Source organism: Arthrobacter sp. TJ-265 (assembly GCF_058269135.1).
Map to the genome: position 1 here is coordinate 1,542,527 of NZ_JBZCND010000001.1, position 23,357 is coordinate 1,565,883.

Consider the following 23,357-nt stretch of genomic DNA (forward strand, 5'->3'; position numbering starts at 1 on the left):
AGCATTCTCGCCCGAACAGTCTTGTCCCCGCTGCACCCAGGTGCGATCTTCACTTTCGGACTGTGCTTCCCAGCAGGGTCACCCCGACACCGTCTCGCGGTGCCCGACCATACTAGGCCCCCGTCGGCGATGAGAGAAGAGGCGGCCCACCCGAATCAGGTGCCCGAAGTGGGACTCGAACCCACACACCTCTCGATACTGCATTTTGAGTGCAGCGCGTCTGCCAATTCCGCCATTCGGGCCGTACCTGCCCGGCTCCTGGGAGGGATGACTTCCTCGAGGGCCGGTGCGCGAATCCACTCTACATGCCGATAGGCTGGATCCGGGAACGGACGCACACAACCCCCGAACCCCTCGCACGCCGTCATCATCAAGGAGCAACAGTGTCTGAACCCACCGAATCCACGCCCGCCGGACCCGCACGCCGGGTCATCGTGGCCGAGGACGAGACGCTCATCCGGCTCGACATCATCGAGATCCTGCGCGGGGAAGGCTACGAGGTCGTGGCCGAGGCCGACAACGGCGAGAAGGCCGTCGCGCTCGCCCAGGAGCACAAGCCGGACCTCGTGCTCATGGACGTGAAGATGCCCGTAATGGACGGCATCACCGCCGCGGAGCAGATCGTCAAGGCGCGCATCGCGCCCGTGGTCCTGCTCACCGCGTTCAGCCAGAAGGAGCTCATCGAGCGGGCACGCGACGCCGGCGCCATGGCCTACGTGGTCAAGCCGTTCACCCCGGCCGACCTCATCCCGGCCATCGAGATCGCCATGTCACGCCACGAGGAGATCAAGGCCCTCGAGGCGGAGGTGACCGACCTGCAGGAGCAGTTCGCCACCCGCAAGCTCGTCGAGCGCGCCAAGAGTCTCCTGACCACGAAGATGGGCCTCACCGAGCCCGAGGCCTTCCGCTGGATCCAGAAGACGTCCATGGACCGCCGCCTGAGCATGCGCGAGGTCGCCGAGACGATCATCAACCAGGTCAACTGACCGCGGCATCCGGGCTCACGGACGAAAGGACCCCCTCCCGGATCGGGAGGGGGTCCTTTCGTCCGTCCTGCGGATCAGGCTACTTCTTCTTGACGGGCCACGGGCCCACGCCTTCCTTGATGTAGGACGTGTGGTCGCCGGGGAGCTGACCGGCGTCGGTGATGTCACCGACGCGGTGCACCTTGAGGGAGTTGGTGGAGCCGGCCTGTCCGGGAGGGGACCCGGCGGCGATCACGACGAGGTCGTCCACCTCGACGAGGCCCTGCTCGAAGAGGATGCGGTCCACCTGGGCGGTCATCTGGTCCGTGTGTTCCACGAACGGGACGAGCCGGGGCTGGACGCCCCAGATCAGCGACATGGCGTTCAGCGTCGACTGCACCGGGGTGAAGGCGAAGACCGGCTTCTTGGGGCGCAGGCGGGAGAGGCGGCGGGCCGAGTCCCCGGACTGGGTGAACGTGCAGATGTACTTGGCGTCGAGCTGGTCGGAGATCTCGACGGCGGCGCGGGTGATGGCGCCGCCGCGGGTCTTCGGCTTGCTGCCGAGCGGCGGGACCCGCTCGAGGCCGTGGCGCTCGGTGGACTCGATGATGTCGGCCATGGTGCGGACCGTCTCCATCGGGTACTTGCCCACGCTCGTCTCGCCGGAGAGCATGACGGCGTCCGCGCCGTCGAGCACGGCGTTGGCGCAGTCGGAGGCCTCGGCGCGCGTGGGGCGCGGGTTGTCGATCATGGATTCGAGGACCTGCGTGGCGACGATGACGGGCTTGGCCCAGCGACGGGCGAGTTCGACGGCGCGCTTCTGCACGATCGGCACGTCCTGCAGGGGCAGTTCGACGCCGAGGTCTCCGCGGGCCACCATGATGGCGTCGAAGGCGTCGATGATCTCCTCGAGGGCATCGACGGCCTGGGGCTTCTCGATCTTCGCGATGACGGGGACGCGGCGGCCCTCCTCGTCCATGATCTCGTGCACGCGCTTGACGTCACCGGCATCGCGGACAAAGGACAGCGCGACCATGTCGACGCCGGTCTGGATGGCCCAGCGAAGATCGTCCTCGTCCTTCTCGCTGAGGGCGGGCACGTTGACGGCCACACCGGGCAGGTTGATGCCCTTGTTGTTCGAGACCATGCCGCCGACGACGACCTCGGTGGTCACCTTGACGTCGTCGACCGCGGTGGCGCGGAGGGTGACCTTGCCGTCGTCGATGAGCAGCAGGTCGCCGACGTTGACGTCGTGGGGCAGGCCCTTGAACGTCGTGGAGCAGATCTCCTGGGTACCCTCGACGTCCTCGACGGTGATGGTGAAGACGTCCCCTGGGGTCAGCGCGTGGGGGCCGTCGACGAACCGACCGAGGCGGATCTTCGGGCCCTGCAGGTCGGCGAAGATGCCGACGGGCTTGCCGAGTTCCGCCGAGGCACGGCGGACGTTCTCGTAGGTGCTGAGGTGCACGGCGTAGTCGCCGTGGCTCATGTTCATCCGGGCGACGTCGACGCCCGCCTCGAGCACGGCGAGCGTGTTCTCGTAGCTGGCGATTGCGGGGCCGAATGTTGCAACGATTTTTGCGCGTCTCATGGAACCTAGCCTAGTCGTGTTGGTCGGGAGAAAAGTGGTGGAGCCGGTCAGAGGACGGCGATGGAACGGTCGCTCGGAGCGACGGGCGCGGGCAGCCGGGTGGAGCCCATGAGCCACTGGTCCACCGCGGCGGCGCAGGCGCGACCCTCGGCGATGGCCCAGACGATCAGGGACTGGCCGCGACCGGCGTCACCCGCCGAGAAGACGCCGGGGGTGTTGGTCATGTAGTAGCCGTCGCGCGCCACGTTCCCGCGCTCGTCGAACTCCGCCTCGACCTGCTCGGTGATGCCGGCCGGTTCGGCGCCCGTGAAGCCGAGCGAGAGGAACACGAGGTCCGCGGGGATCTCGCGCTCCGAGCCGGCCTTCGGGACGCGGCGGCCGTCCACGAACTCGGTCTCCGCGACCTTGATGCCGCGCAGCACGCCGTTCTCGCCGACGAACTCCACGGTGGACGCCAGGAAGCGGCGCTCACCGCCCTCCTCGTGGGCGCTGGCGATGTCGAAGAGCGTGGGGAACGTGGGCCACGGCTGGTCCGGACGCCGCTCGGTGGACGGCTGCTGGCCGATGGCGAGCGTCGTGACGGACGCGGCCTTCTGGCGGTGCGCGGTGCCGAGGCAGTCCGCCCCGGTGTCACCGCCACCGAGGATGACGACATGCTTGCCCTCGGCGTGGATCTGCTCCTCGACCCGCTCGCCGGCGACCACGCGATTGGCCTGCACGAGGTAGTCCATCGCGAAGTGCACGCCGGCCAGCTCCCGCCCGGGAATGGGCAGGTCGCGCGGCACGGTGGCGCCGGTGGCGACGATCACGGCGTCGTAGCGCCGCTTGAGCTGACCCCAGCTGATGTCCTTGCCGACGGCGACGCCGGTGCGGAAGCGGGTCCCCTCGGCCTTCATCTGGTCCAGGCGCCGCTCGAGGTGGATCTTCTCCATCTTGAAGTCGGGGATGCCGTAGCGCAGCAGGCCGCCGATGCGGTCGTCGCGCTCGTACACCGCCACGGTGTGCCCGGCGCGGGTGAGCTGCTGCGCGGCGGCGAGGCCGGCGGGTCCGGACCCGACGACGGCGATGGTGCGCCCCGTGAGGCGCTCCGGCGGGTGAGGTTCCACCCAGCCCTCCTCGAACGCCTGGTCGGCGATGGACACCTCGACCTGCTTGATCGTGACCGGCTCCTGGTTGATGCCCAGCACGCACGACGACTCGCACGGCGCGGGGCAGAGCCTGCCCGTGAACTCGGGGAAGTTGTTCGTCGCATGCAGGCGGTCGCTCGCCTCGCGGCCCTTGTCGCGGAACGTGAGGTCGTTCCACTCGGGGATGAGGTTGCCGAGCGGGCAGCCCTGGTGGCAGAACGGGATGCCGCAGTCCATGCAGCGGCCCGCCTGCGCCTTCAGGACGCCCTTCTCCTGCGCTTCGTACACTTCCTTCCAGTCCATGATGCGGACGGGGACCGGCCGGCGTGGCTGGGTCTGGCGCTCGCGCACCTTCAGAAATCCGCGTGGGTCAGCCACCGGTTACCTCCAGGATCTTGGTCCACGCCTCTTCGCCGTCAGGGTCGAGACCCTGCTCGACGGCGGTGGCGCGGGCGTCCAGCACCGCGGCGTAGTCGCGGGGCAGGACCTTGGTGAATCGTGCAATGGTGTCCTCGAAGGAGTCGAGGAGGCTCTCGGCGAGGGTCGACTCGGTCTCCTCGACGTGCCGGATCAGCAGCTGCCGGACGATCTCGACGTCCTCGGCGTCGAGATCGACGAGCAGCAGCTCACCGTTCTCGAGGCTCTGCCGGTTGACCCGGGCACGCTCGAGGTCCAGCACGAAAGCCGTCCCTCCGGACATGCCGGCACCGAAGTTCCGGCCCGTCCGGCCGAGGATCAGCGCCTGGCCGCCGGTCATGTACTCGCAGCCGTGGTCGCCGATGCCCTCGGCGACGGCGGTGGCTCCGGAGTTCCGGACGAGGAAGCGCTCCCCCACCTGCCCGCGCAGGAACATCTCGCCGCTGGTGGCACCGTAGCCGATCACGTTGCCGGCGATCACGTTGTGGTCCGCGCGGAACACGTTGGCGCGGTCCGGCCGGACGATGATGCGCCCGCCGGACAGCCCCTTGCCCACGTAGTCGTTGGAGTCGCCGAGGAGCCGCAGGGTGATGCCGGCGGGCAGGAACGCGCCGAGCGACTGCCCGGCCTGGCCCGTGAGGGTGACGTCGATGGTGTTGGTGGGAAGGGTGTCGAGGCCGAACGTGCGGGTGACCTCGTGGCCGAGCATCGTGCCCACCGAACGGTCGGTGTTGACGACGTCCACCAAGATGCGCACGGGCGCCCGGTGCTGCAGCGCGTCGGCGCTCATCTCGATGAGCTTGTTGTCGAAGTGCTGGTCCAGGTCGTGGTTCTGCTTGAGCATGTTCCGCATCGGCTCCCCCGGGCCGAACTCGTTGCCGCGGAGGATCGGGTCGAGGTCCAGGCCGTCGGCCTTCCAGTGCTCGATCGCCTCCCGGGCGTCGAGCAGCTCGCTGTGGCCGATGGCGTCCTCGAGGGTCCGGAAGCCGAGTTCGGCGAGGAGTTCGCGGACCTCCTCGGCGATGAACTCGAAGAAGTTGACCACGAACTCCGGCTTGCCCGTGAAGCGGCTGCGGAGCTCGGGGTTCTGCGTCGCGACACCCACCGGGCAGGTGTCCAGGTGGCACACGCGCATCATGATGCAGCCGGAGACCACGAGCGGCGCCGTGGCGAACCCGAACTCCTCGCCGCCCAGCAGGGCCGCGATGACGACGTCGCGCCCCGTCTTCAGCTGCCCGTCCACCTGGACCACCACGCGGTCGCGGAGGCCGTTGAGCATGAGCGTCTGCTGCGTCTCGGCGAGGCCGAGCTCCCAGGGGATGCCGGCGTGCTTGAGGGAGTTGAGCGGGCTGGCGCCGGTGCCGCCGTCGTGCCCGGACACCAGGACGACGTCGGCCTTGGCCTTCGTGACGCCGGCCGCGACCGTGCCGATGCCGACCTCGGAGACGAGCTTCACGTGGACGCGGGCGCTCGGGTTGGACCGCTTGAGGTCGTAGATGAGCTGGGCGAGGTCCTCGATCGAGTAGATGTCGTGGTGCGGCGGCGGGGAGATCAGCGCCACGCCGGGCGTCGAGTGCCGTGTGCGGGCGATCCACGGGTAGACCTTCTGGCTCATGAGCTGCCCGCCCTCACCGGGCTTGGCCCCCTGCGCCATCTTGATCTGGATGTCGTCCGCGTTGGTCAGGTAGAGACTCGTGACACCGAACCGGCCGGAGGCCACCTGCTTGATGGCGGAGCGGCGCTCCGGGTCCAGCAGGCGTTCGACGTCCTCACCGCCCTCGCCCGTGTTGGACTTGGCGCCCAGGCGGTTCATCGCGATGGCGAGCGTCTCGTGCGCCTCCTGCGAGATGGAGCCGTAGCTCATGGCGCCGGTGGAGAACCGCTTGACGATGGACGAGACGGGCTCCACCTCGTCGATGCTGATCGGCGCGCGGGCGTCGCCGCGGAGCCGCAGCAGCCCACGCAGCGTCATGAGGTCCCGGGACTGGTCGTCCACACCCCGGGTGTAGGCCTTGAAGATGTCGTAGCGGCGCTCCCGGGTGGCGTGCTGCAGCCGGAAGACGGTCTCCGGGTTGAACAGGTGGGGCGGGCCCTCGCGGCGCCACTGGTACTCGCCGCCGTTGTCGAGGCCGCGGTGCGGGTCCTCGATGCCGTCCTCGGGATAGGCGCTGTCGTGCCGGGCCGCGGTCTCGGCCGCGACCACGTCGAGGCCGATGCCGCCGAGCTGGGTCTGGGTTCCGTGGAAGTACTCGTCCACGAGCTCCTGCGAGAGCCCGAGCGCCTCGAAGGTCTGGGCGCCGCAGTAGGAGCTGACGGTGGAGATGCCCATCTTGGACATGATCTTGAGGACGCCCTTGCCGAGGCCCTTGATGAGGTGCGCGACGGCGGTCTCGGCGGTGACGCCGGTGATGTCGCCGTTGCGGACCAGTTCCTCGCAGCTCTCCATCGCCAGGTACGGGTTGACCGCGGAGGCGCCGTACCCGATCAGCACCGCGACGTGGTGGACCTCACGGACGTCACCGGCCTCGACCACGAGGGACGTCTTGGTGCGCGTGGCGCTCCGGAGGAGGTGGTGGTGGACGGCGCTGGTCAGGAGCAGGGACGGGATGGGGGCCCACTGCGCGTTCGAGTCGCGGTCGGAGAGGACCACGTACTCGACGCCGCGGTTCAGCGCGCTCGAGACCTGCTCGCAGATCTCCGCGAGCCGGGCGCGCAGCGCGGACTCGCCGCCGTCGTGCCGGTACAGTCCGCGGACGCGGACGGTCAGCCGGTCGCCGTCGTCGGTCTCGAGGTTGGCGATCTTCGCCAGCTCGTCATTGGTGATGACGGGGAACTTCAGGGCGATCTGCTTGGAGCGGACGCGACCCGTGGACAGCAGGTTGCCGTCGGGGCCGATCGTGACGCCCATGGAGGTCACGAGTTCCTCGCGGATGGAGTCGAGGGGCGGGTTCGTGACCTGCGCGAAGGACTGCACGAAGTAGTCGAAGAGCAGGCGCGGGCGCTTGGAGAGCACCGCGATGGGCGTGTCCGAGCCCATGGCGCCGAGGGGCTCCGCGCCGGTCTTCGCCATCGGGCCGAGCAGGATGCGCAGTTCCTCCTGCGTGTAGCCGAAGGTGCGCTGGCGCCGGTTGATGGACGCCTTGGTGTGGATGATGTGCTCGCGCTCGGGGAGGTCCTCGAGCTGGATCAGGTTCTCCTTGACCCACTCCCCCCACGGGTTCGCGGCGGCGATCTCCGCCTTGATCTCCTGGTCCTCGATGAGCCGGCCCGCCTCGGTGTCGACGAGGAACATCTTGCCCGGCGAGACGCGGCCCTTGCGGACCACGCGGGAGGGTTCGACGTCGAGCACGCCCACCTCGGAGGCCAGGATGACGAGGCCGTCCTCGGTCACCCAGTAGCGCGCGGGGCGCAGGCCGTTGCGGTCGAGGACGGCGCCGACGAGACGGCCGTCCGTGAAGGACACCGCGGCGGGACCGTCCCAGGGCTCCATGAGCATGGAGTGGTACTGGTAGAAGGCCCGGCGCGCAGGATCCATGGTGGCGTGGTTCTCCCACGCCTCCGGGATCATCATCATGATGGAGTGCGTGATCGGGCGTCCCGAGAGGGTCAGGAGTTCGGCGACCTCGTCGAAGGTCGCGGAGTCAGAGGCGCCCGGGGTGCAGATGGGGTAGAGCTCTTCGGGCGCGTCTCCCAGCAGCGGGTTGGACAGCTGCGACTGCCGTGCACGCATCCAGTTGCGGTTGCCCTTCACCGTGTTGATCTCGCCGTTGTGGGCGATGGTGCGGAACGGCTGGGCGAGCGGCCACGACGGGAAGGTGTTGGTGGAGAACCGCGAGTGGACGATCCCGAGGCAGGTCTTGAAGCGCTCGTCGGAGAGGTCGGGGTAGAACGGCTCGAGCTGCGCGGTGGTCAGCATGCCCTTGTAGACGATGGTCTTCGAGGACAGCGACGGGAAGTACACGCCGTACTTGTTCTGCGCCCGCTTGCGCACCCGGAACGCCTTCGCGTCGAGGTCGGAGGGGTCGCCGTCCAGGGGCGCGAGGAACAGCTGGACGAATTGCGGCATGCAGGCACGCGCCATGGCGCCGACGAGATCCGCGACCACGGGTACGACGCGCCAGCCGAGCACCTCGAGCCCCTCGGCCTCCGCCAGCGATTCGAGGCCCGCGCGCGCGGTGGCCTGCTCCTTCCCCTCGGTCGGGAGGAAGGCGGTGCCGACCACGTAGGAGCCGGCGGGCGGCAGCCGGAAGTCGACGACCGCGCGGAAGAACTCGTCGGGGATCTGCGTCAGCAGGCCCGCGCCGTCGCCGGTGCCCTCGTCCGCTCCGACGGCACCGCGGTGCTCGAGGTTGCGCAGTGCGGTGAGGGCCGCGTCGACGATGTCGTGTCCGGGCTCGCCGCGCAGGGTCGCGATGACCGCGAGGCCGCACGCGTCCTTCTCGTTCTCGGGGTTGTAGAGGCCCGAGGCCTCCGGCACGGAGGCGAACCGGGTGAAGGGCGAGGTCACGGCCTCGGCGTCGTCGCCCGTGGGGGGCGTCGTGGCCGCTGGTGCGGCCTCGGTGGGCGTTCCTGGCGTCAAAGCAGTCATCAGATAAGGATCCTTCCCCCATGATGGAGCGTCGGGAGGGGACAGCCTTTGGCCCCGCGGGCGCCGCTGTCTGGGAGCGGTCGCCGTCGTGTGTATCTCGAGTGCCGGCACCTCTGCCGGTGGTGCCCGGCGCTGTAGGCGGGCAGGTGCTGCGGGCATCAGGCACCCGTGGCGGCGATGTCGGTGCGGGGTCGGAGGGTGATCCGGCCGTCGCACCTGGAGTCCACAACGATGTGGTGTTGCGTCCTTGAGGGGCGGTGGCCCGGGGACTGCTGTCGGGGACCGAATCCCGCGGCTCCGCTTGCGCGGGGGCCCGAGTACGCGGATCGCCTACTCAGGAACCGTCTGTTTCGGACAGGTTACCACGGTCATTCCGCCCGCTTTGCCCCGCGTCCGAGGCGTGGCCACCTGTGGCTGAAGCGTTACGGGAGGCGCCTTTCTCCGACGTCGTCCCCGCACCGTCGCCCGTTCCCGAGGCACTGCCCACGGCTGTCGCGGCGCTGTCGTCGGACCCGCTGTCCACGCTGCCGCCCGCTGCGCCGTCGTCACCGACGGCGTCGGCCGGCTTCGGTTCGCGGCCCGGCAGGTAGACCACCAGCTCCTCGACGCGGTCCCGCTTGACCGAGAGGTAGACGAGGACGGCGACGGACACGAGGAAGACGGCGATGCTGGTCCACACGTTGAGGCGCTGGGTGACGCCGAAGAACGTGATCATCTCGGCGTCGTCGATACGGAGCGCCTCGATCCAGACGCGTCCGAGCGTGTAGTAGGCCGCGTAGAGCCAGAACATGCGGCCGCCGCGCAGGGTGATCTTCCGCGAGAGCAGCAGCAGGAGGGCGACGCCGGCGAGGTTCCAGAGCAGCTCGTAGAGGAACGTGGGGTGGAACAGCGTGCCGGGGGCGGCGCCGGGCGGGAAGTTCGCGTTGTCGGCGTCGATCTCGAGGCCCCACGGCAGCGTGGTGGGTGCGCCGAAGAGCTCCTGGTTGAACCAGTTGCCGAGCCGTCCGACGGCCTGGGCGAGCAGCACACCGGGCGCGGCGGCGTCGGCGAAGGCGGAGAGCTTGACGCCCGCGCGCCGGGCGCCGATCCAGGCTCCGACGGCGCCGAGGGCGATCGCGCCCCAGATCCCGAGGCCGCCCTGCCAGATCTGCGGGATGCGCGCGAGGTCACCGTCCGGGCCGAAGTAGGCGTCCGGGGAGGAGAACACGTGGTAGAGCCGACCGCCGACGATGCCGAACGGGATGGCCCAGATGGCGATGTCCCACACCGCGTCCGCGTGGCCGCCGAAGGAGACGAACCGCTTCTGCGTGAGGAGGAGCGCGAGGAGGATGCCGGCGAGGATGCACAGGGCGTACGCGTGGAGGGTGACGGGGCCGAGGCTGAAGCTCGCCCATTCCGCGGGCGGGCTGGGGATCGACGCGGCGAGGCGTGCGCCGATCACGCGGACGCCTTGCCCGTGCCGGTGCTCAGTTCGCGCGTGAGCTCGGCGACGGCGTCCACTCCGCCGTCGCGCAGGGCGGCGACGAGGGCGGTGCCCACGATCACGCCGTCGGCGTACGCGCCGATCTCGCGCACCTGGGCGGAGGACGAGACCCCGAGCCCCACGCAGACCCGCTCGGCTCCGGCGGCGTGCGCCGCGTCGACGACGGCCCGGGCGGCGGCACCGACCGAGGTCCTCGCACCGGTCACGCCCATGACGGACACGGCGTAGACGAATCCCCTGCTGGCGTCGACGGTGGCCTGCATGCGCTGCGGGGAGGTGGACGGTGCCACGAGGAACACGCGGTCGAGGCCGAATGCGTCGGAGGCCTCGAGCCATTCGGAAGCCTCGTCGGGGATGAGGTCCGGGGTGATGAGCCCGGCGCCGCCCGCGGCGGCGAGGCGCTCGGCGAACGCGCGGACGCCCATGCGCATGACCGGGTTCCAGTAGGTCATGACGAGGACGGCGGCGTCGGTGGCGCTCGTGATGCCGGCGACGACGTCGAAGATCCGGGGGACGGTGAAGCCGTTGGCCAGCGCATCGACCGTCGCTTCCTGGATGACGTGCCCGTCCATGACCGGGTCCGAGTACGGGATGCCGATCTCGATGAGGTCCACGCCGTTCTCCGCCATGGCGATGCCGGCGTCGATGGTGGCCTGGACGTCGGGGAAGCCGGCGGGCAGGTAGCCGATGAGGGCGGCGCGGCCTTCGCTGCGTGCCTTCTCGATGGCGGCGGCGGCCTTGGAGCCGGTGTCGGGACCGGTCGAGGGAGCAGTGGCGGGATGCGTGGTCACAGCTGTTCACCCTCCTGGGCGATTTCCTGCTCGGCACTGTCGTCCGGGAGGAGGTCGAAGTATTCCGCGGCGGTCGCCACGTCCTTGTCGCCGCGGCCCGAGAGGTTGACGACGACGATCCTGTCCGACGCCTTCTCCCCCGGTCCGAGGTCCGCCGCGAGGCGCCGGCCCACCTTCATGGCACCGGCGAGGGCGTGCGCGGTCTCGATGGCCGGGATGATCCCCTCGGCCTGGCTGAGGATCTTGAAGGCCTCCATCGCCTCGGCGTCGGTGATGGGCTCGTAGTGCGCCCGTCCGATGTCGGCGAGGTAGGCGTGTTCCGGGCCGACGCCCGGGTAGTCGAGTCCCGCGGAGATGGAGTGGGACTCCATGGTCTGACCGTCCTCGTCCTGCATGAGGTAGGACCGCGCGCCGTGCAGCACGCCGGGGCGCCCCAGGGTGATGGTGGCCGCGTGGCGGCCGGTCTCGACGCCGTCACCACCGGCTTCGAAGCCGTACAGGGCCACGTCGCGGTCGTCGAGGAAGCCGTGGAACATGCCGATGGCGTTCGATCCGCCGCCGACGCATGCGCAGACGGCGTCGGGGAGCTTGCCCGTCTGCTCGAGGATCTGCTCCCGCGCTTCGTCGCCGATGACCTCGTGGAAGTACCGGACCATGGACGGGAAGGGGTGGGCGCCCGCCGCGGTGCCGAGCAGGTAGTGCGTGGTCTCGACATTGGCGACCCAGTCGCGCAGCGCCTCGTTGATGGCGTCCTTCAACGTCTGGGAGCCGTTGGTCACGGGGACGACCGTCGCGCCGAGCAGCTGCATGCGCGCGACGTTGAGCGCCTGGCGGCGCGTGTCCTCGGCGCCCATGTAGACGACGCACTCGAGGCCGAGGAGGGCTGCCGCCGTCGCACTGGCGACGCCGTGCTGGCCGGCCCCGGTCTCGGCGATGACGCGGGTCTTGCCCATGCGCTTGGCGATCAGGGCCTGGCCCAGGACGTTGTTGATCTTGTGCGACCCGGTGTGGTTCAGGTCCTCGCGCTTGAGGAAGATGCGCACGCCGCCGCAGTGTTCGGCGAAGCGCTGCGCCTCGGTCAGGAGGGACGGACGGCCGGCGTAGTTCCTGTTGAGCTCGGCGACCTGCGCCGTGAACTCGGGATCGGCCTTGGCCTTGTCGAAGGTGTCCTGCAGCTCGTCGAGCGCGGCGATGAGCGACTCGGGCATCCATCGCCCGCCGTAGGAGCCGAAGTAGGGACCGGGTGCGTGGCGGAGGCTCTCGTCGTGGCTGAGGAATGCCTCGGCCGTCCCGGCGTCGATGGCGTCCTCTGCGCGGTCGCCCGTGCCGTCGTGGCCCGTGTCCTGGTGCATGTCGGTCATGGCTTCAGCGTTCCTGTCCTGTTGGTCCTGACTCGGCGGTGGGTGTCGCCCGGGTCGCCGGTGGACCGGGGTGGCCGGTCCGTGTACTGCTCGCTGTCCCGCCGGGGGCGGCGGGATCCGTCAGCCGTGCGCGGGCGTGTCCAGGCTCTGCCGGGCGTCCGAGCCGGCGCGCCTGAACTCGTCGATGGTCGCCGCCGGATCGCTGTGGCGGACCAGCGCCTCCCCCACCAGGACGGCGTGCGCGCCGCCGGCCGCGTAGTCGGCGACGTCGGAGGCGTCGCGGACGCCGGATTCGGCGATGACGACCGTCCCCGACGGGATGAGGTGCGCCAGTTCCGCGAAGACCCCGCGGTGGATGTCCAGGGTCTTCAGGTTGCGCACGTTGACGCCGATGATCGCGGCGCCGGCCGCCACGGCCCGGCGCACCTCGTCGGCCGTGTGCGTCTCGACGATCGCGTGCATCCCGAGGTCGGTGGTGAGGGTGAGGAACGCGCCCAGCTCCTCGTCGGTGAGGGCGGCGACGATGAGCAGGACGACGTCGGCACCGTGTGCGCGTGCTTCCCAGATCTGGTACGCGTCGACCGTGAAGTCCTTGCGGAGCACGGGGAGGGCCACCGCCGCACGGACGGCGTCGAGATCCGCGAGCGATCCGCCGAAACGTCGCTGCTCGGTGAGCACGGAGATGACGGCAGCGCCACCCTGCTCGTACCGGGCTGCCAGGGCGGCCGGGTCGGCGATGTCCGCGAGGGCGCCCTTGGACGGGCTGCTGCGCTTCACCTCGGCGATGACCGCCATGGCTCCGCCCTGTCCGGCACCGAGGGCCTCGAATGCATCGAGCGGCGCAGGGGCTGCGAGGGCGGCCGCTCGCACGGCGTCGAGGGGCAGTGTGCGCCGGCGTTCCGCGAGGTCCTCGCGGACGCCGTCGATGATGTCGTCGAGGACCGTCATCTAGTGGCCGTTGTTCTTGAGCTTCGATCCACCCACGCCGTAGCCGATCTTGCGCATGATGAAGCCGACGATCAGGCCGACGAACATGATGCCGATCCCGACCCAGAACAGGAGGGTCCCGAAGTCGTGGTTGCCCTCGGTGCTCGCGAGGATGTAGGCGAAGGAGGCGATGGCGGCGCCGGCCAGCATGATCAGCACGCAGGTCCACGCGGCGGGGCTGTTGCCGTGGCCGATCGTCTCGTCACCCATCTGGGCGTGGCTGGCCGGGGTGTTGCGGGTGGCGCTGGCGCGGGTCTCGGATGCCATGGGTAATCTCCTTCGAACGGGTCTTGTTCCATTCTGCCATTGATGGGACGGCGCGGCGGCACGGGGCGGCCTCCAGCAGGGCCGGCGGGGTGGGCGTGCGGTCGTGGTCAGCGCGTCGGGTCGTTGCCGCGCGAGAGTTCGTCCCAGCTGTCGATCTCGTCGGCGTGGGCACTCCCCCGCTGCGGGGGCGTCGGTGGCTCCCCGCCCTGGCCCGGGCCCGGCTCGTCGGGCGAGGGGCCGGTCAGGGACTCGGGCGAGCGGTCGGGTGAGCGCTCCGTCGAGGACCCCGGAGCGGCGTCGGGTGCGGCGTCGGGTGCGGGGCCCGGGTCGGCGACGGCGTCCTGGGCGGCATCCTCGCCGCCGGGCACGACGCCGGGCGGCACGTCGCCCGTCGAAGGTGCGGGCGCTCCGGGCTGCGGACTTCCCGGGGCGGCGTGGACCGTGCGGGACGCCCCGGCGTCGTACCGCCGGTTGATGCCCCAGGTCCGTCCGGCGAGCACCACCCAGGCCGCCGCGAGCACCAGGAGGACCCCGGCCGCGGCGGCGACCCAGGGCATGGCCGTGGCGGCTGCCTCGGCTCCGGCGAGGCCGCTGACGCCGATCGCCGCCCCGGTGGCCGGTTCGGCCGCGGAGGAGGGATCGAGAGCGACACCGGCGCTGGACGTCGTGATCCCGACCCCGGAGAGCACGAGGATGACGGCGATGATCCACCGGGCGACGCGTCCCGCGATCGAGACGGCGAGGGCCGCGGCCAGTGCCACGAGGGCGAATGCCGTCACGGGCGTCGCCGCGTCGCTGCCGGCGATGGCCAGGTCCGGGGTCTGGACGGCGTCCTGGGGCAGGCGCACCGTGAGCCAGGTCTGCGTCGTCGTGCCGAAGGCGAGCAGCGCGAGCACCACGATGCCCAGCACCACGACGCCGCGGCGCGTGAAGCGACCCGCGCCGGGGCGTGCGGCGGCGCTCACGGGAGGTCCGCCGTCGCCGGGCGCAGGGCGGCCGCGGTCAGCGCCGCCCGGAGCGGGGCCGCCGCCTTGTTGACCGTCTCGAGTGCTTCCGCCTCGAGCACGGAGTCGGCGACGATGCCGCCGCCGGCCTGCACGTACGCCCTGCCGTCGCGGAGCAGCGCCGACCGGATGGCGATGGCCATGTCCATGTCGCCCGCGAAGTCCAGGTAGCCGACCACCCCGCCGTAGATCCCGCGCCGGTGCGGCTCCACCTCGTCGATGAGGCGCAGGGCCCGCGGCTTCGGCGCTCCCGAGAGCGTGCCGGCCGGGAAGGTCGCCGCCAGGACGTCGTAGGCGCTCTTCGACGGCGCGAGCCGACCCACCACGGTGGACACGAGGTGCATGATGTGGCTGAATTTCTCCACCTCCATGAACTGCGTGACGTCGACGCTGCCCGGGGTGCACACCTTGGAGAGGTCGTTGCGGGCGAGGTCGACGAGCATGAGGTGCTCGGCCATCTCCTTGGTGTCGGCGCGGAGTTCGACGGCGAGGTCGCGGTCCTCCTCCGTGGTCCTGCCCCGGGGCCGCGATCCGGCGATGGGGTGGGTGATGACCTCGTCCCCGGTCACCGTGACGAGGGCCTCGGGCGAGCTGCCCACGATCGAGTAGCCCCGCCCGTCGGCGTCCTCGAGGCTGAACAGGTACATGTAGGGACTGGGGTTCGTGGTGCGCAGGATCCGGTAGACGTCCAGGGCGGAGGCGTCGCACTCGATCTCGAAGCGTCGGCTGATGACCACCTGGAAGACGTCGCCGTCGACGATCGCCCGCTTGCCGCGCTCGATCGCCGCCAGGTAGTCGGGTTCGAACCACGATTCGCGGACGCGGTCCATCGACGCCGCGGCGCCCGGTGCGTCGGCCGCCATCACGGAGACGGCGAGCTCCGCGGGCGCGACGAGCTTCGCGAGCATGCCCTGGACACGCGCGACGGCGTCGTGCCAGGCCTCGTCGACGCGCTCGTCGGTGTTGTCGAAGTTGATCGCGTTGGCGACGAGGGTGAGGGAACCCGCGGAGTTGTCGTGGATGGCGAGGTCGGACACCAGGCACATCGCCAGCTCGGGCAGGAGGAGATCGTCCTCCGGGGGGCTGGTGAGACGCTCCCAGTGCCGGACCGCCTCCCACCCCACGAAACCGACCATCCCGGACGTGAACGGGGGCAGGTCCTCGAACCGCTCGGTGCGCAGGGCCTCGACCGTGAGGCGCAGCGCCTCGACGGGGTTCCCGTCCACGGGGACGCCGGCCGGGGGTTCGCCCAGCCAGTGCGCCTGCCCGTCCCGGGAGGTCAGCGTGGCGCGCGAGTGCGAGCCAATGAAGGAGTACCGCGACCAGACACCGCCGACGGCGGCGGATTCCATGAGGAACGTGCCGGGCTGCCCGGCGGCGAGTTTGCGGTAGACGCCGATCGGCGTGTGCGCGTCCGCGAGGACCGTCAGGTGGACGGGGACCACGCGGCGGGCCCGGGCCAGGGTGCGGAACTCCTCGAGGGTGGGGCTGATCGTGCCCAGGTGCTGCATGGGTCAGAGTCCTTCGGGGTCGGGCCGGGAGGCGGTCTCGGCGGGCAGTGCCCGGCCGTCGAAGCACGTGCGGGTGCCGGTGTGGCAGGCCGCGCCCTCCTGGTCCACCGTCACGAGCAGGGCGTCGCCGTCGCAGTCGAGGGCCACGCCCTTGACCCACTGCCGGTGCCCCGAGGTATCGCCCTTGCGCCAGTACTCCGCGCGGGACCGCGAGTAGAACGTCACGCGCCCCGTGCTCAGGGTCCGCCGCAGCGCCTCCTCGTCCATCCAGCCGAGCATCAGGACCTCGAGCGTGTCGTACTGCTGGACGACGGCGGCGACGAGCCCGGCGTCGTCCTTCTTGAGGGCGGCGGCGATCGCGGGATCGAGGACGGGGCCGTCCCCCTCGGAGCGGGGCTCGGAGGAAAGGGCGGTGCGGTTCGGGGAGGGGGTGGAGGAGAGCATCAGTCCTGATTCTAGTGCGGGCTATGCGGGAGCGTGGGCGGGGCCTGCCCCCGACCCGGCCCGCCATGCTAGTTTCAGCAGTGATGCGCTACGTAACCCCGTCCCGCGAGGTCCTGGCCGAGACGCTTCTTGCCGCCGGCCCCGACGCCCCCACCCTGTGTGAGGGGTGGCAGACCCGCGACCTCGCCGCACACCTCTACCTCCGGGAGCACAGGCCCGCCCTGGGGTTGGGCATGGTGATCCCGAAGCTCTCCCCCACGACCGAGCGTGCCATGCGGGAGACGGCGGGACGGGCGGCGTCGCCCGCGGCCTACGAGGCCCTCGTGAACCGGTTCCTGGCGGGTCCGCCCGCCCTCTCGCCGATGCGCATCGGCGTGATCGACAGGAGCGCCAACCTCATCGAGTACTTCGTGCACACCGAGGACGTCCGCCGGGCGACGACGCGCTGGGCGCCGCGGGCCCTCGACGTGGAGTACGCGAACGCCCTCTGGGAGGAACTCGTCAAGCGGGCGGCGTTCCTCTACCGGGGCGTGGACCTGGGGATCGTCCTGGTGTGCCCCGACGGGCCCCGGCACGTGGCCAGACGCGCGCCGGTGTCCGTGGCGATCGTCGGCGATCCCGGCGAACTACTCCTGCACGCGCACGGGCGCGCGCAGGCACTGGTCACCTTCGAGGGCCAGCCCGACGCCGTCGCCCTGCTGCAGAGCGCCGACGTCGGCATCTGATCCGTTCTGCGGGCCGCGCCGGCTGCGCCTCGGCCGGGACGGAGAACTAGCGGACCGGGAACCCTGCCTCGCGGATGGCCGCTTTGACCTGGGCGATCGCGTCCACCGGACCGAAGTGGAAGACCGAGGCCGCGAGCACCGCGTCGGCGCCGGCCGCCACCGCCGGCGGGAAGTGCTCGGGCTTGCCCGCCCCGCCCGAGGCGATCAGGGGCACCCCGACGGCGGCCCGCACGGCGCGGATGAGCTCGAGGTCGAAGCCCTCCTTGGTGCCGTCGGCGTCGATCGAGTTGAGCAGGATCTCCCCGACCCCGCGGTCCGCGGCCTCCTTCGCCCAGGCCACGGCGTCGATCCCGGTGCCCTTGCGGCCGCCGTAGGTGGTGACCTCGAAGCCGGACGGCGTGCGCGCGTCCCGCGTCCGCCGGGCGTCGAGGGAGAGCACGAGGACCTGCGCGCCGAAGTGCCCGGTGATCTCGTCGATCACGGCGGGCCGGGCGACGGCGGCGGTGTTGATCGACGCCTTGTCCGCGCCGAAGCGCAGGAGGCGGTCGACGTCGGAGATCTCGCGGACGCCTCCTCCCACGGTGAGCGGGATGAAGACCTCCTCCGCGGTGCGGGCGACGACGTCGAACGTGGTCTCACGGTTGCCCGAGGAGGCGGTGACGTCGAGGAAGGTGAGTTCGTCGGCGCCGGCGCGGTCGTAGCGGTGCGCGAGCTCCACGGGATCCCCGGCGTCCCGCAGGTCCTCGAAGTTGATGCCCTTCACAACGCGTCCGGCGTCGACGTCGAGACAGGGGATGACGCGGACTGCGACGGTCACGGTTGCCCCTCCCCTAGATCCGGCAGGCGTGGATGGTGCTGACGAGGATGGCGCGCGCGCCGAGCTCGTACAGCTCGTCCATGACCCGGTTGGTCTGGTGGCGCTTGACCATGGAGCGGACGGCGACCCACTCGGTGTCGCGCAGCGGCGAGACGGTCGGGGATTCCAGCCCGGGCGTGAGGGCCGCGGCCTCGTCCACGAGGTGCTTCCGGATGTCGTAGTCCATCATCACGTACTGGCGTGCGACGAGGACGCCCTGCAGGCGCCGCAGCAGTACGTCGAGGCCCGCGGGCGCCTCGGCACCGGCCCGGCCGATCAGCACGGCTTCGCTCTGCAGGATGGGCTCGCCGAAGATCTCCATGCCGGCGGCCCGGAGCGTGCTGCCGGTCTCGACGACGTCGGCGATGGCGTCGGCCACCCCGAGGCGCACCGAGGACTCGACGGCGCCGTCGAGCCGGACCACCGACGCGGTGATGCCGCGCGCGGCGAGGTAGTCGTTCAGGAGGCCCTCGTAGCTGGTCGCCAGGCGCCGGCCCTCGAGCTGCTCCAGCGAGGTGAAGTCGCCGACGGGTCCGGCGAACCGGAAGGTGGAGGCGCCGAAGCCGAGCTGCATGAGCTCCTCGGCCTCCACCTGGGCGTCGAGGAAGAGGTCGCGGCCGGTGATGCCGACGTCGAGCGTCCCCGAACCCACGTACACGGCGATGTCCCGTGGTCGCAGGAAGAAGAACTCGATCTCGTTCTCGGGGTCGACGAGCACCAGCTCGCGGGAGTCGCGGCGCTGGCGGTAGCCGGCCTCGGCGAGCATGGACGAGGCGGCCTCGGAGAGGGCGCCCTTGTTGGGGACTGCGACACGGAGCATGGGGATCTTTCGCTGGTGGAGACGGGGGACGAGACCGGCAGGAGCCGCGGTGGGGTGCGTGGGCGCCCTGTGCGGCTACAGATGCTTGTAGACGTCCTCCAGCGTGAGTCCCTTGGCGATCATGAGGACCTGCAGGTGGTAGAGCAACTGGGAGATCTCCTCCGCGGCGTCCTCGGTGGACTCGTACTCGGCCGCCATCCACACTTCGGCGGCCTCTTCGACGACCTTCTTGCCGATGCCGTGCACGCCCGAGTCGAGCTCGGCCACGGTCCGTGAGCCCGTGGGGCGCTCGACCGCCTTCGCGCTGAGTTCCTCGAACAGGGAATCAAAGGTTTTCACACCCCCTAGGTTATCGGCTCGCACAGCCGCCGCGGCACGTGGGCCGGGTCCTGTGACGGACGCCTCCGCGCTCATCGCTCCGAGGCTCGGAGGACGGCGGCAGTCGCGAGGGCGGCCGTGACGGCCTCGTGCCCCTTGTCCTCGGAGGAGCCCGGCAGTCCGGCGCGGTCCAGTCCCTGCTGCTCGGTGTCACAGGTCAGGACCCCGAAACCCACCGGCACGCCGGTGCGGACGCTGACGTCGGTGAGGCCCGACGTCGCCGCCTGGCACACGTACTCGAAGTGCGGCGTGCCGCCGCGGATGACGACGCCGAGGGCTGCGACGGCGTCGAACCGGGGCGCGAGGCGCGCGGCGGCGACGGGCAGTTCGAAGCTGCCGGGCACCCGGACCTCGGTGACCTCGGCGCCGGCCTCGGCCGCGGCCCGGCGGGCGCCGTCGAGCAGCCCGTCCATGATCTGCGTGTGCCAGCTCGCCGCGATGATCGCGAGGCGCAGGGGCGCGCCGTCCTGGGTGGTCAGCGCGCTGACGTCGATGCTGGGTGCTCCGTGGCCGCTCATGGTTCTCCTTCGGTTCGTCTACTGCAGGGATGCGGGGGTGCTGCGGGGTGTACCGCGGGGTGTCCTCCGGGGTGTACTGCGGGGTCAGGCGCTGTCGCCGCGCTCCTCGCCGGCCCGGACGTGGGCCACGAGGTCCTCGATCGAGACCAGCGGGAGCCGGTGCTCGTCGGCGAAGCGGCGCAGCGCGGGCAGGCGCATCATGTCGCCGTCGTCGTGGACGAGCTCGGCGATGACGGCCGCCGGGCGCTTGCCGGCCAGGACGCTGAGTTCCACACCGGCCTCGGTGTGCCCGGGCCGTTCGCGGACGCCCCCGGAGGCCGCCCGCAGGGGGAAGACGTGGCCCGGCCGGGTGAGGTCCAGGGGACCGCTGGCCGGATCGGCCAGCACGCGCGCCGTACGGGCGCGGTCAGCGGCGCTGATGCCGGTGCTCACGCCCGTGGCGGCGTCGCACGAGACCGTGTAGGCCGTGCCCTTCGAGTCCTCGTTGACCGCCGTCATGGGCGGCAGGAGCAGCCGGTCGGCGTCGTCGGCGCGCAGCGGCACGCAGAGCACACCCGACGTCCAGCGCACCGTCCAGCCGACGAGGGCCGGCGTGGCGTCCTCCGCGGCGAAGACGATGTCGCCTTCGTTCTCGCGGTCCTCGTCGTCCACCACGACGACGGCGCGGCCCGCGGCGATGGCGGCGATGGCGTCCTCGATGGGATCGAGGCGCACCGGCTCGGTTCCCGTCACGGTGTGCCCCCGGTGGTCCGGCCCCGACGGGCGTCCGCGGCGGCGAAGCCGAGGAGGCGTTCGGCGTATTTCGCGAGCACGTCCATCTCGAGGTTCACCGGGTCGCCGATGGCCTTCGCGCCGAGGCCGGTCTCCCGGAGGGTGGTCGGGATGAGGCCCACTTCGAACCACTGCCCGGTGTCCTCGGGAGGACTCACCGCGGTGACGGTCAGGGAGACGCCGTCGATCGCGACGGACCCCTTCTCCGCGGCGTAGCGTCCCAGGTCGGTGGGCAACCCGAAGCGGAGCCGGTGCCAGGCACCGAGGTCCTCGCGCTCCAGCAGCACGCCGATACCGTCGACGTGGCCCTGCACGACGTGGCCGTCGAGGCGGCCGCCCGCGGGGACGCAGCGCTCGAGGTTGACCGGCGCGCCGGGCTGCAGGCCGCCCGTGGTGGTGCGGCGCAGGGTCTCCCCCATGACGTCGACGCCCACGCGGCCGCCGTCGAGCGTGACGGCGGTCAGGCAGACCCCGTTGACGGCGATCGAGGCGCCGGGCGCGAGGTCCCGGCCTGTTCCGGGCGCCTCGAAGACGAGGAGTGCGCTCTCGCCGTCGGGCGTGAGCTCCAGGGAGACCACGCTGCCCTGCTCGGAGACGATTCCTGTGAACACTGGTACTTCCTTCGCGATGGGTGGGCGGGGCGGGTCAGGGGGGCGGTGGGGGTCCGAGATGCAGGCGCACGTCGGGGCCGAACTGCAGGACGGCGGGGCCGCCGGCGTCGTCCAGCGCCCAGCGGACGGCGTCGGTGAGGGTGCCCACGCCGAGGTCCGGGAAGGCGGGCGCCCCGTCGCCGAGGATCAGGGGCGCGACGTAGCTGAACAGCTCGTCCACCACCCCTGCCCGGAGGAACGCCGAGGCGATCCGCGGGCCTCCCTCGACGAGGACGTGCCGGACCCCCCGGGCATGGAGCTCGCCGAGGGCCGCGTCGACGTCCCGGGTGGCCAGGTGGAGGAAGCCCTCGCCGCGCACCGCGGCGTCGTCCGGCACCGGGGTGCGTCCGAGGACCACCCGCAGGCCGGCGTCCCGCACCGGTGGTGCGTCCCCGGCGTCGTCCTGCGTGCCCTGGGCGGCACCGGCGCGGGCCGTGAGACGCGGATCGTCCGCGAGGACGGTCCCGGTGCCGACGAGGACGGCGTCGGCGAGGGCACGGATCCGGTGGCCGTCGGCGCGTGCGTCCGCGCCCGTGATCCACTGGCTGGAGCCGTCGCGGGCCGCCACGCGCCCGTCGAGGGACTGCGCGGACTTCAGGGTGACGAAGGGGCGCCGCGCGAGGACGGAGGCCGTCCAGCGCTGGTTGAGGTGCCGTGAGCGGGTGGCCTCGAGGCCGCTGACGCAGTCGACGCCGGCGTCGCGCAGCCGCCGGGCCCCACCGGCGGCGGCACCGTTGACGTCGTCGGCCGCGTACACGACGCGGGCGACGCCGGCGTCGATGAGTGCCTCGCTGCACGGGCCGGTCCGGCCGGTGTGGTTGCACGGCTCGAGGGTCACGACCATGGTGGCGCCGCGCGGGTCGTTGCCGCGCCGGCGGGCGTCGGCGAGGGCGGAGGGCTCCGCGTGCGGCGTGCCCGCCCCGCGGTGATGGCCCTCCCCGAGGACGGTGCCGTCGGCGGAGAGCAGGACGGCGCCCACCAGGGGGTTGGCGCCGCGCACCCCGCGGCCGGCGAGGTCCAGGGCACGCAGCATCGCGGCCGTCTCCGCGGCGGTGGTCCGGGGGCCGGGCGTCGTGCTCATCGCAGCATCGGATCCGGGAGGAGTGTCTCGACGCTCGGCTTCCCGGTGCGCTGGGCGCGGGCCCACACGACGAACCCGACGAGGGTGAAGGCCCCGTAGAACACGTACATGAAGGCGCTGGCGTAGTAGCCCGCGCTGAAGAGCAGGGGAATCCCCACGATGTCGACCGCGACCCACACGAGCCAGAACTCCACCCAGCCCTTGGCCATCCCGTAGGTGGCGAGCAGGGACCCGACGAAGGTCCAGGCGTCGGCCCAGACCGGCTCGTACGAACCGAGCACGCGGAACAGGGGGGTCAGCGCGAAGGTGCCGACGATCATGAACGAGACCATGCCGATGCGCGCCCTGGTCCCGGCCCAGCGGGGCTCCACGGCCTGGCCGCCGTGGTCGCGGCTGGCCCGCCACCGGCGCCACCCGTAGATCGAGACGGCGATGAACATGGCCTGCCGGCCGGCCTGCCCCAGCAGGTTGGCGGCGCTCGCGGCGCCGAAGAGGGACCCGAGGAAGACGGTGAGGAGCAGCACGTTCCCGATGATCCCGACCGGCCAGGCCCAGACGCGCCGGCGCATGCCGCCGAAGGCGCTGAGGAGACCGAAGGCGTTGCCCACCACTTCGCGCAGCAGGAGGGAACCGTTGCCTACGGGGATGCGGGCTTCGAAGAGCCACTGCAGAAAGTCCATGCCGATCCTTCACCGAGTCCACGGCTCCGGGCAACGGCGGCACGACAAGGGGCGTCCTGCCACGGCTGGTGCCACGACAGGCACCGCGACCCGGCGACGGGCAGCGGTGAGTCCCTGCTGTTCGTGCTTCTCCCATCCAGACTTTGACTGTCGGTCCCGGAATTCCACCGGCTCAACCGCCGCCACCCCGCGGGTGCGGGACGTTGAGCGGGTCGCGGACTATCACCGCCGGTTCGGACTTACACCGACCCCGGAGCACGTACTCCCCCGATTATTTCACAGCCCGTCGGCGCGCACCGCCCGACCGTCACAATTCGTCCGACAGCGGAGGACCGCGGGTGC

At 71.3% G+C, this 23,357-nt stretch carries 21 protein-coding genes, 1 tRNA gene and 1 riboswitch; of the genes, 2 read left to right on the forward strand and 20 right to left on the reverse strand.

The window, feature by feature from the left end:
- Window positions 1-160: 160 nt before the first annotated feature.
- Window positions 161-242: transfer RNA gene (locus AC4D2E_RS07340), tRNA-Leu, on the reverse strand.
- Between the two features lie 141 nt (window positions 243-383).
- On the opposite strand from AC4D2E_RS07340, the gene AC4D2E_RS07345 reads away from it, so the two are divergent.
- Window positions 384-986, forward strand: coding sequence for an ANTAR domain-containing response regulator (locus tag AC4D2E_RS07345; RefSeq protein ID WP_043445123.1), 603 nt, complete (start codon window positions 384-386; stop codon window positions 984-986).
- A 79-nt stretch (window positions 987-1,065) separates the two neighbouring features.
- Here the strand turns inward: AC4D2E_RS07345 and pyk are convergent, their stop codons facing one another.
- The 11 genes from pyk to hisI all read right to left on the reverse strand — a co-directional run bounded on the left by pyk (window position 1,066) and on the right by hisI (window position 16,536).
- Window positions 1,066-2,556, reverse strand: a complete 1,491-nt coding sequence (pyk, locus tag AC4D2E_RS07350) for a pyruvate kinase (RefSeq protein ID WP_104164636.1) — start codon at window positions 2,554-2,556, stop codon at window positions 1,066-1,068.
- Between the two features lie 47 nt (window positions 2,557-2,603).
- Window positions 2,604-4,061, reverse strand: coding sequence for a glutamate synthase subunit beta (locus AC4D2E_RS07355; RefSeq protein ID WP_490952133.1), 1,458 nt, complete (start codon window positions 4,059-4,061; stop codon window positions 2,604-2,606).
- Complete coding sequence (gene gltB / locus AC4D2E_RS07360) at window positions 4,054-8,688, reverse strand: glutamate synthase large subunit (RefSeq protein WP_490952134.1); 4,635 nt, start codon at window positions 8,686-8,688, stop codon at window positions 4,054-4,056. The genes AC4D2E_RS07355 and gltB overlap by 8 nt, the downstream gene beginning before the upstream one ends.
- A gap of 334 nt (window positions 8,689-9,022) precedes the next feature.
- Window positions 9,023-10,129: a prolipoprotein diacylglyceryl transferase gene (lgt, locus tag AC4D2E_RS07365; protein WP_490952135.1), complete on the reverse strand. Its 1,107-nt coding sequence runs from the start codon at window positions 10,127-10,129 to the stop codon at window positions 9,023-9,025.
- Complete coding sequence (gene trpA, locus AC4D2E_RS07370; RefSeq protein ID WP_490952136.1) at window positions 10,126-10,962, reverse strand: tryptophan synthase subunit alpha; 837 nt, start codon at window positions 10,960-10,962, stop codon at window positions 10,126-10,128. Before trpA ends, lgt begins: the two co-directional genes overlap by 4 nt.
- Window positions 10,959-12,314, reverse strand: coding sequence for a tryptophan synthase subunit beta (gene trpB / locus AC4D2E_RS07375; RefSeq protein WP_104166600.1), 1,356 nt, complete (start codon window positions 12,312-12,314; stop codon window positions 10,959-10,961). The genes trpA and trpB overlap by 4 nt, the downstream gene beginning before the upstream one ends.
- 129 nt (window positions 12,315-12,443) lie before the next feature.
- On the reverse strand, window positions 12,444-13,271 hold the full coding sequence (trpC, locus tag AC4D2E_RS07380) for an indole-3-glycerol phosphate synthase TrpC (RefSeq protein ID WP_490909240.1): 828 nt from the start codon (window positions 13,269-13,271) through the stop codon (window positions 12,444-12,446).
- The gene (locus tag AC4D2E_RS07385; RefSeq protein ID WP_490910502.1) at window positions 13,272-13,520 is read right to left on the reverse strand and encodes an HGxxPAAW family protein; all 249 of its coding nucleotides are present in this window, start codon (window positions 13,518-13,520) and stop codon (window positions 13,272-13,274) included.
- Between the two features lie 164 nt (window positions 13,521-13,684).
- Entirely contained in the window at window positions 13,685-14,542 is an 858-nt protein-coding gene (locus AC4D2E_RS07390; RefSeq protein ID WP_490952137.1) for a Trp biosynthesis-associated membrane protein, read from the reverse strand.
- Complete coding sequence (locus AC4D2E_RS07395; protein WP_490952138.1) at window positions 14,539-16,092, reverse strand: anthranilate synthase component I; 1,554 nt, start codon at window positions 16,090-16,092, stop codon at window positions 14,539-14,541. Before AC4D2E_RS07395 ends, AC4D2E_RS07390 begins: the two co-directional genes overlap by 4 nt.
- Window positions 16,093-16,095: 3 nt before the next feature.
- Complete coding sequence (gene hisI, locus AC4D2E_RS07400) at window positions 16,096-16,536, reverse strand: phosphoribosyl-AMP cyclohydrolase (RefSeq protein WP_490952139.1); 441 nt, start codon at window positions 16,534-16,536, stop codon at window positions 16,096-16,098.
- 83 nt (window positions 16,537-16,619) lie between these two features.
- On the opposite strand from hisI, the gene AC4D2E_RS07405 reads away from it, so the two are divergent.
- A complete protein-coding gene (locus AC4D2E_RS07405) occupies window positions 16,620-17,261 on the forward strand; it encodes a TIGR03085 family metal-binding protein (protein WP_490909236.1) in 642 nt (213 codons plus the stop codon).
- A gap of 46 nt (window positions 17,262-17,307) precedes the next feature.
- Here AC4D2E_RS07405 and hisF read toward each other — a convergent pair whose 3' ends face one another.
- From hisF to pnuC, 8 genes are all read right to left on the reverse strand, one after another.
- Window positions 17,308-18,078 (reverse strand): imidazole glycerol phosphate synthase subunit HisF, encoded by a 771-nt coding sequence (gene hisF / locus AC4D2E_RS07410; protein ID WP_104164615.1) that lies wholly within the window; start codon window positions 18,076-18,078, stop codon window positions 17,308-17,310.
- Between the two features lie 13 nt (window positions 18,079-18,091).
- On the reverse strand, window positions 18,092-18,937 hold the full coding sequence (gene hisG / locus AC4D2E_RS07415; protein WP_490909235.1) for an ATP phosphoribosyltransferase: 846 nt from the start codon (window positions 18,935-18,937) through the stop codon (window positions 18,092-18,094).
- A gap of 75 nt (window positions 18,938-19,012) precedes the next feature.
- Window positions 19,013-19,276 carry a phosphoribosyl-ATP diphosphatase gene (locus AC4D2E_RS07420; protein ID WP_104164611.1) on the reverse strand — a complete coding sequence of 88 codons (264 nt, stop codon included), beginning with the start codon at window positions 19,274-19,276 and terminating at the stop codon, window positions 19,013-19,015.
- A gap of 71 nt (window positions 19,277-19,347) precedes the next feature.
- Window positions 19,348-19,833 carry a 6,7-dimethyl-8-ribityllumazine synthase gene (gene ribH / locus AC4D2E_RS07425; protein WP_490952140.1) on the reverse strand — a complete coding sequence of 162 codons (486 nt, stop codon included), beginning with the start codon at window positions 19,831-19,833 and terminating at the stop codon, window positions 19,348-19,350.
- Between the two features lie 84 nt (window positions 19,834-19,917).
- Entirely contained in the window at window positions 19,918-20,565 is a 648-nt protein-coding gene (ribB, locus tag AC4D2E_RS07430) for a 3,4-dihydroxy-2-butanone-4-phosphate synthase (RefSeq protein WP_490909233.1), read from the reverse strand.
- A complete protein-coding gene (locus AC4D2E_RS07435; RefSeq protein ID WP_490952141.1) occupies window positions 20,562-21,215 on the reverse strand; it encodes a riboflavin synthase in 654 nt (217 codons plus the stop codon). Before AC4D2E_RS07435 ends, ribB begins: the two co-directional genes overlap by 4 nt.
- Window positions 21,216-21,249: 34 nt before the next feature.
- Complete coding sequence (gene ribD, locus AC4D2E_RS07440) at window positions 21,250-22,335, reverse strand: bifunctional diaminohydroxyphosphoribosylaminopyrimidine deaminase/5-amino-6-(5-phosphoribosylamino)uracil reductase RibD (RefSeq protein ID WP_490952142.1); 1,086 nt, start codon at window positions 22,333-22,335, stop codon at window positions 21,250-21,252.
- A complete protein-coding gene (gene pnuC, locus AC4D2E_RS07445; RefSeq protein ID WP_490952143.1) occupies window positions 22,332-23,015 on the reverse strand; it encodes a nicotinamide riboside transporter PnuC in 684 nt (227 codons plus the stop codon). The genes ribD and pnuC overlap by 4 nt, the downstream gene beginning before the upstream one ends.
- Before the next feature lie 120 nt (window positions 23,016-23,135).
- A riboswitch (FMN riboswitch) is annotated at window positions 23,136-23,277 on the reverse strand.
- Window positions 23,278-23,357 lie beyond the last annotated feature (80 nt).

Coding starts and splice junctions, on each gene's coding strand:
- AC4D2E_RS07395 (WP_490952138.1), bottom strand. CDS start 16,092: ATGCAGCACCTGGGCACGATCAGCCCCACCCTCGAGGAGTTCCGCACC.
- hisI (WP_490952139.1), bottom strand. CDS start 16,536: ATGCTCTCCTCCACCCCCTCCCCGAACCGCACCGCCCTTTCCTCCGAG.
- AC4D2E_RS07385 (WP_490910502.1), bottom strand. CDS start 13,520: ATGGGTGACGAGACGATCGGCCACGGCAACAGCCCCGCCGCGTGGACC.
- gltB (WP_490952134.1), bottom strand. CDS start 8,688: ATGACTGCTTTGACGCCAGGAACGCCCACCGAGGCCGCACCAGCGGCC.
- AC4D2E_RS07405 (WP_490909236.1), top strand. CDS start 16,620: ATGCGCTACGTAACCCCGTCCCGCGAGGTCCTGGCCGAGACGCTTCTT.
- pyk (WP_104164636.1), bottom strand. CDS start 2,556: ATGAGACGCGCAAAAATCGTTGCAACATTCGGCCCCGCAATCGCCAGC.
- ribD (WP_490952142.1), bottom strand. CDS start 22,335: ATGAGCACGACGCCCGGCCCCCGGACCACCGCCGCGGAGACGGCCGCG.
- pnuC (WP_490952143.1), bottom strand. CDS start 23,015: ATGGACTTTCTGCAGTGGCTCTTCGAAGCCCGCATCCCCGTAGGCAAC.
- hisG (WP_490909235.1), bottom strand. CDS start 18,937: ATGCTCCGTGTCGCAGTCCCCAACAAGGGCGCCCTCTCCGAGGCCGCC.
- trpC (WP_490909240.1), bottom strand. CDS start 13,271: ATGACGGTCCTCGACGACATCATCGACGGCGTCCGCGAGGACCTCGCG.
- ribH (WP_490952140.1), bottom strand. CDS start 19,833: ATGAGCGGCCACGGAGCACCCAGCATCGACGTCAGCGCGCTGACCACC.
- trpB (WP_104166600.1), bottom strand. CDS start 12,314: ATGCACCAGGACACGGGCCACGACGGCACGGGCGACCGCGCAGAGGAC.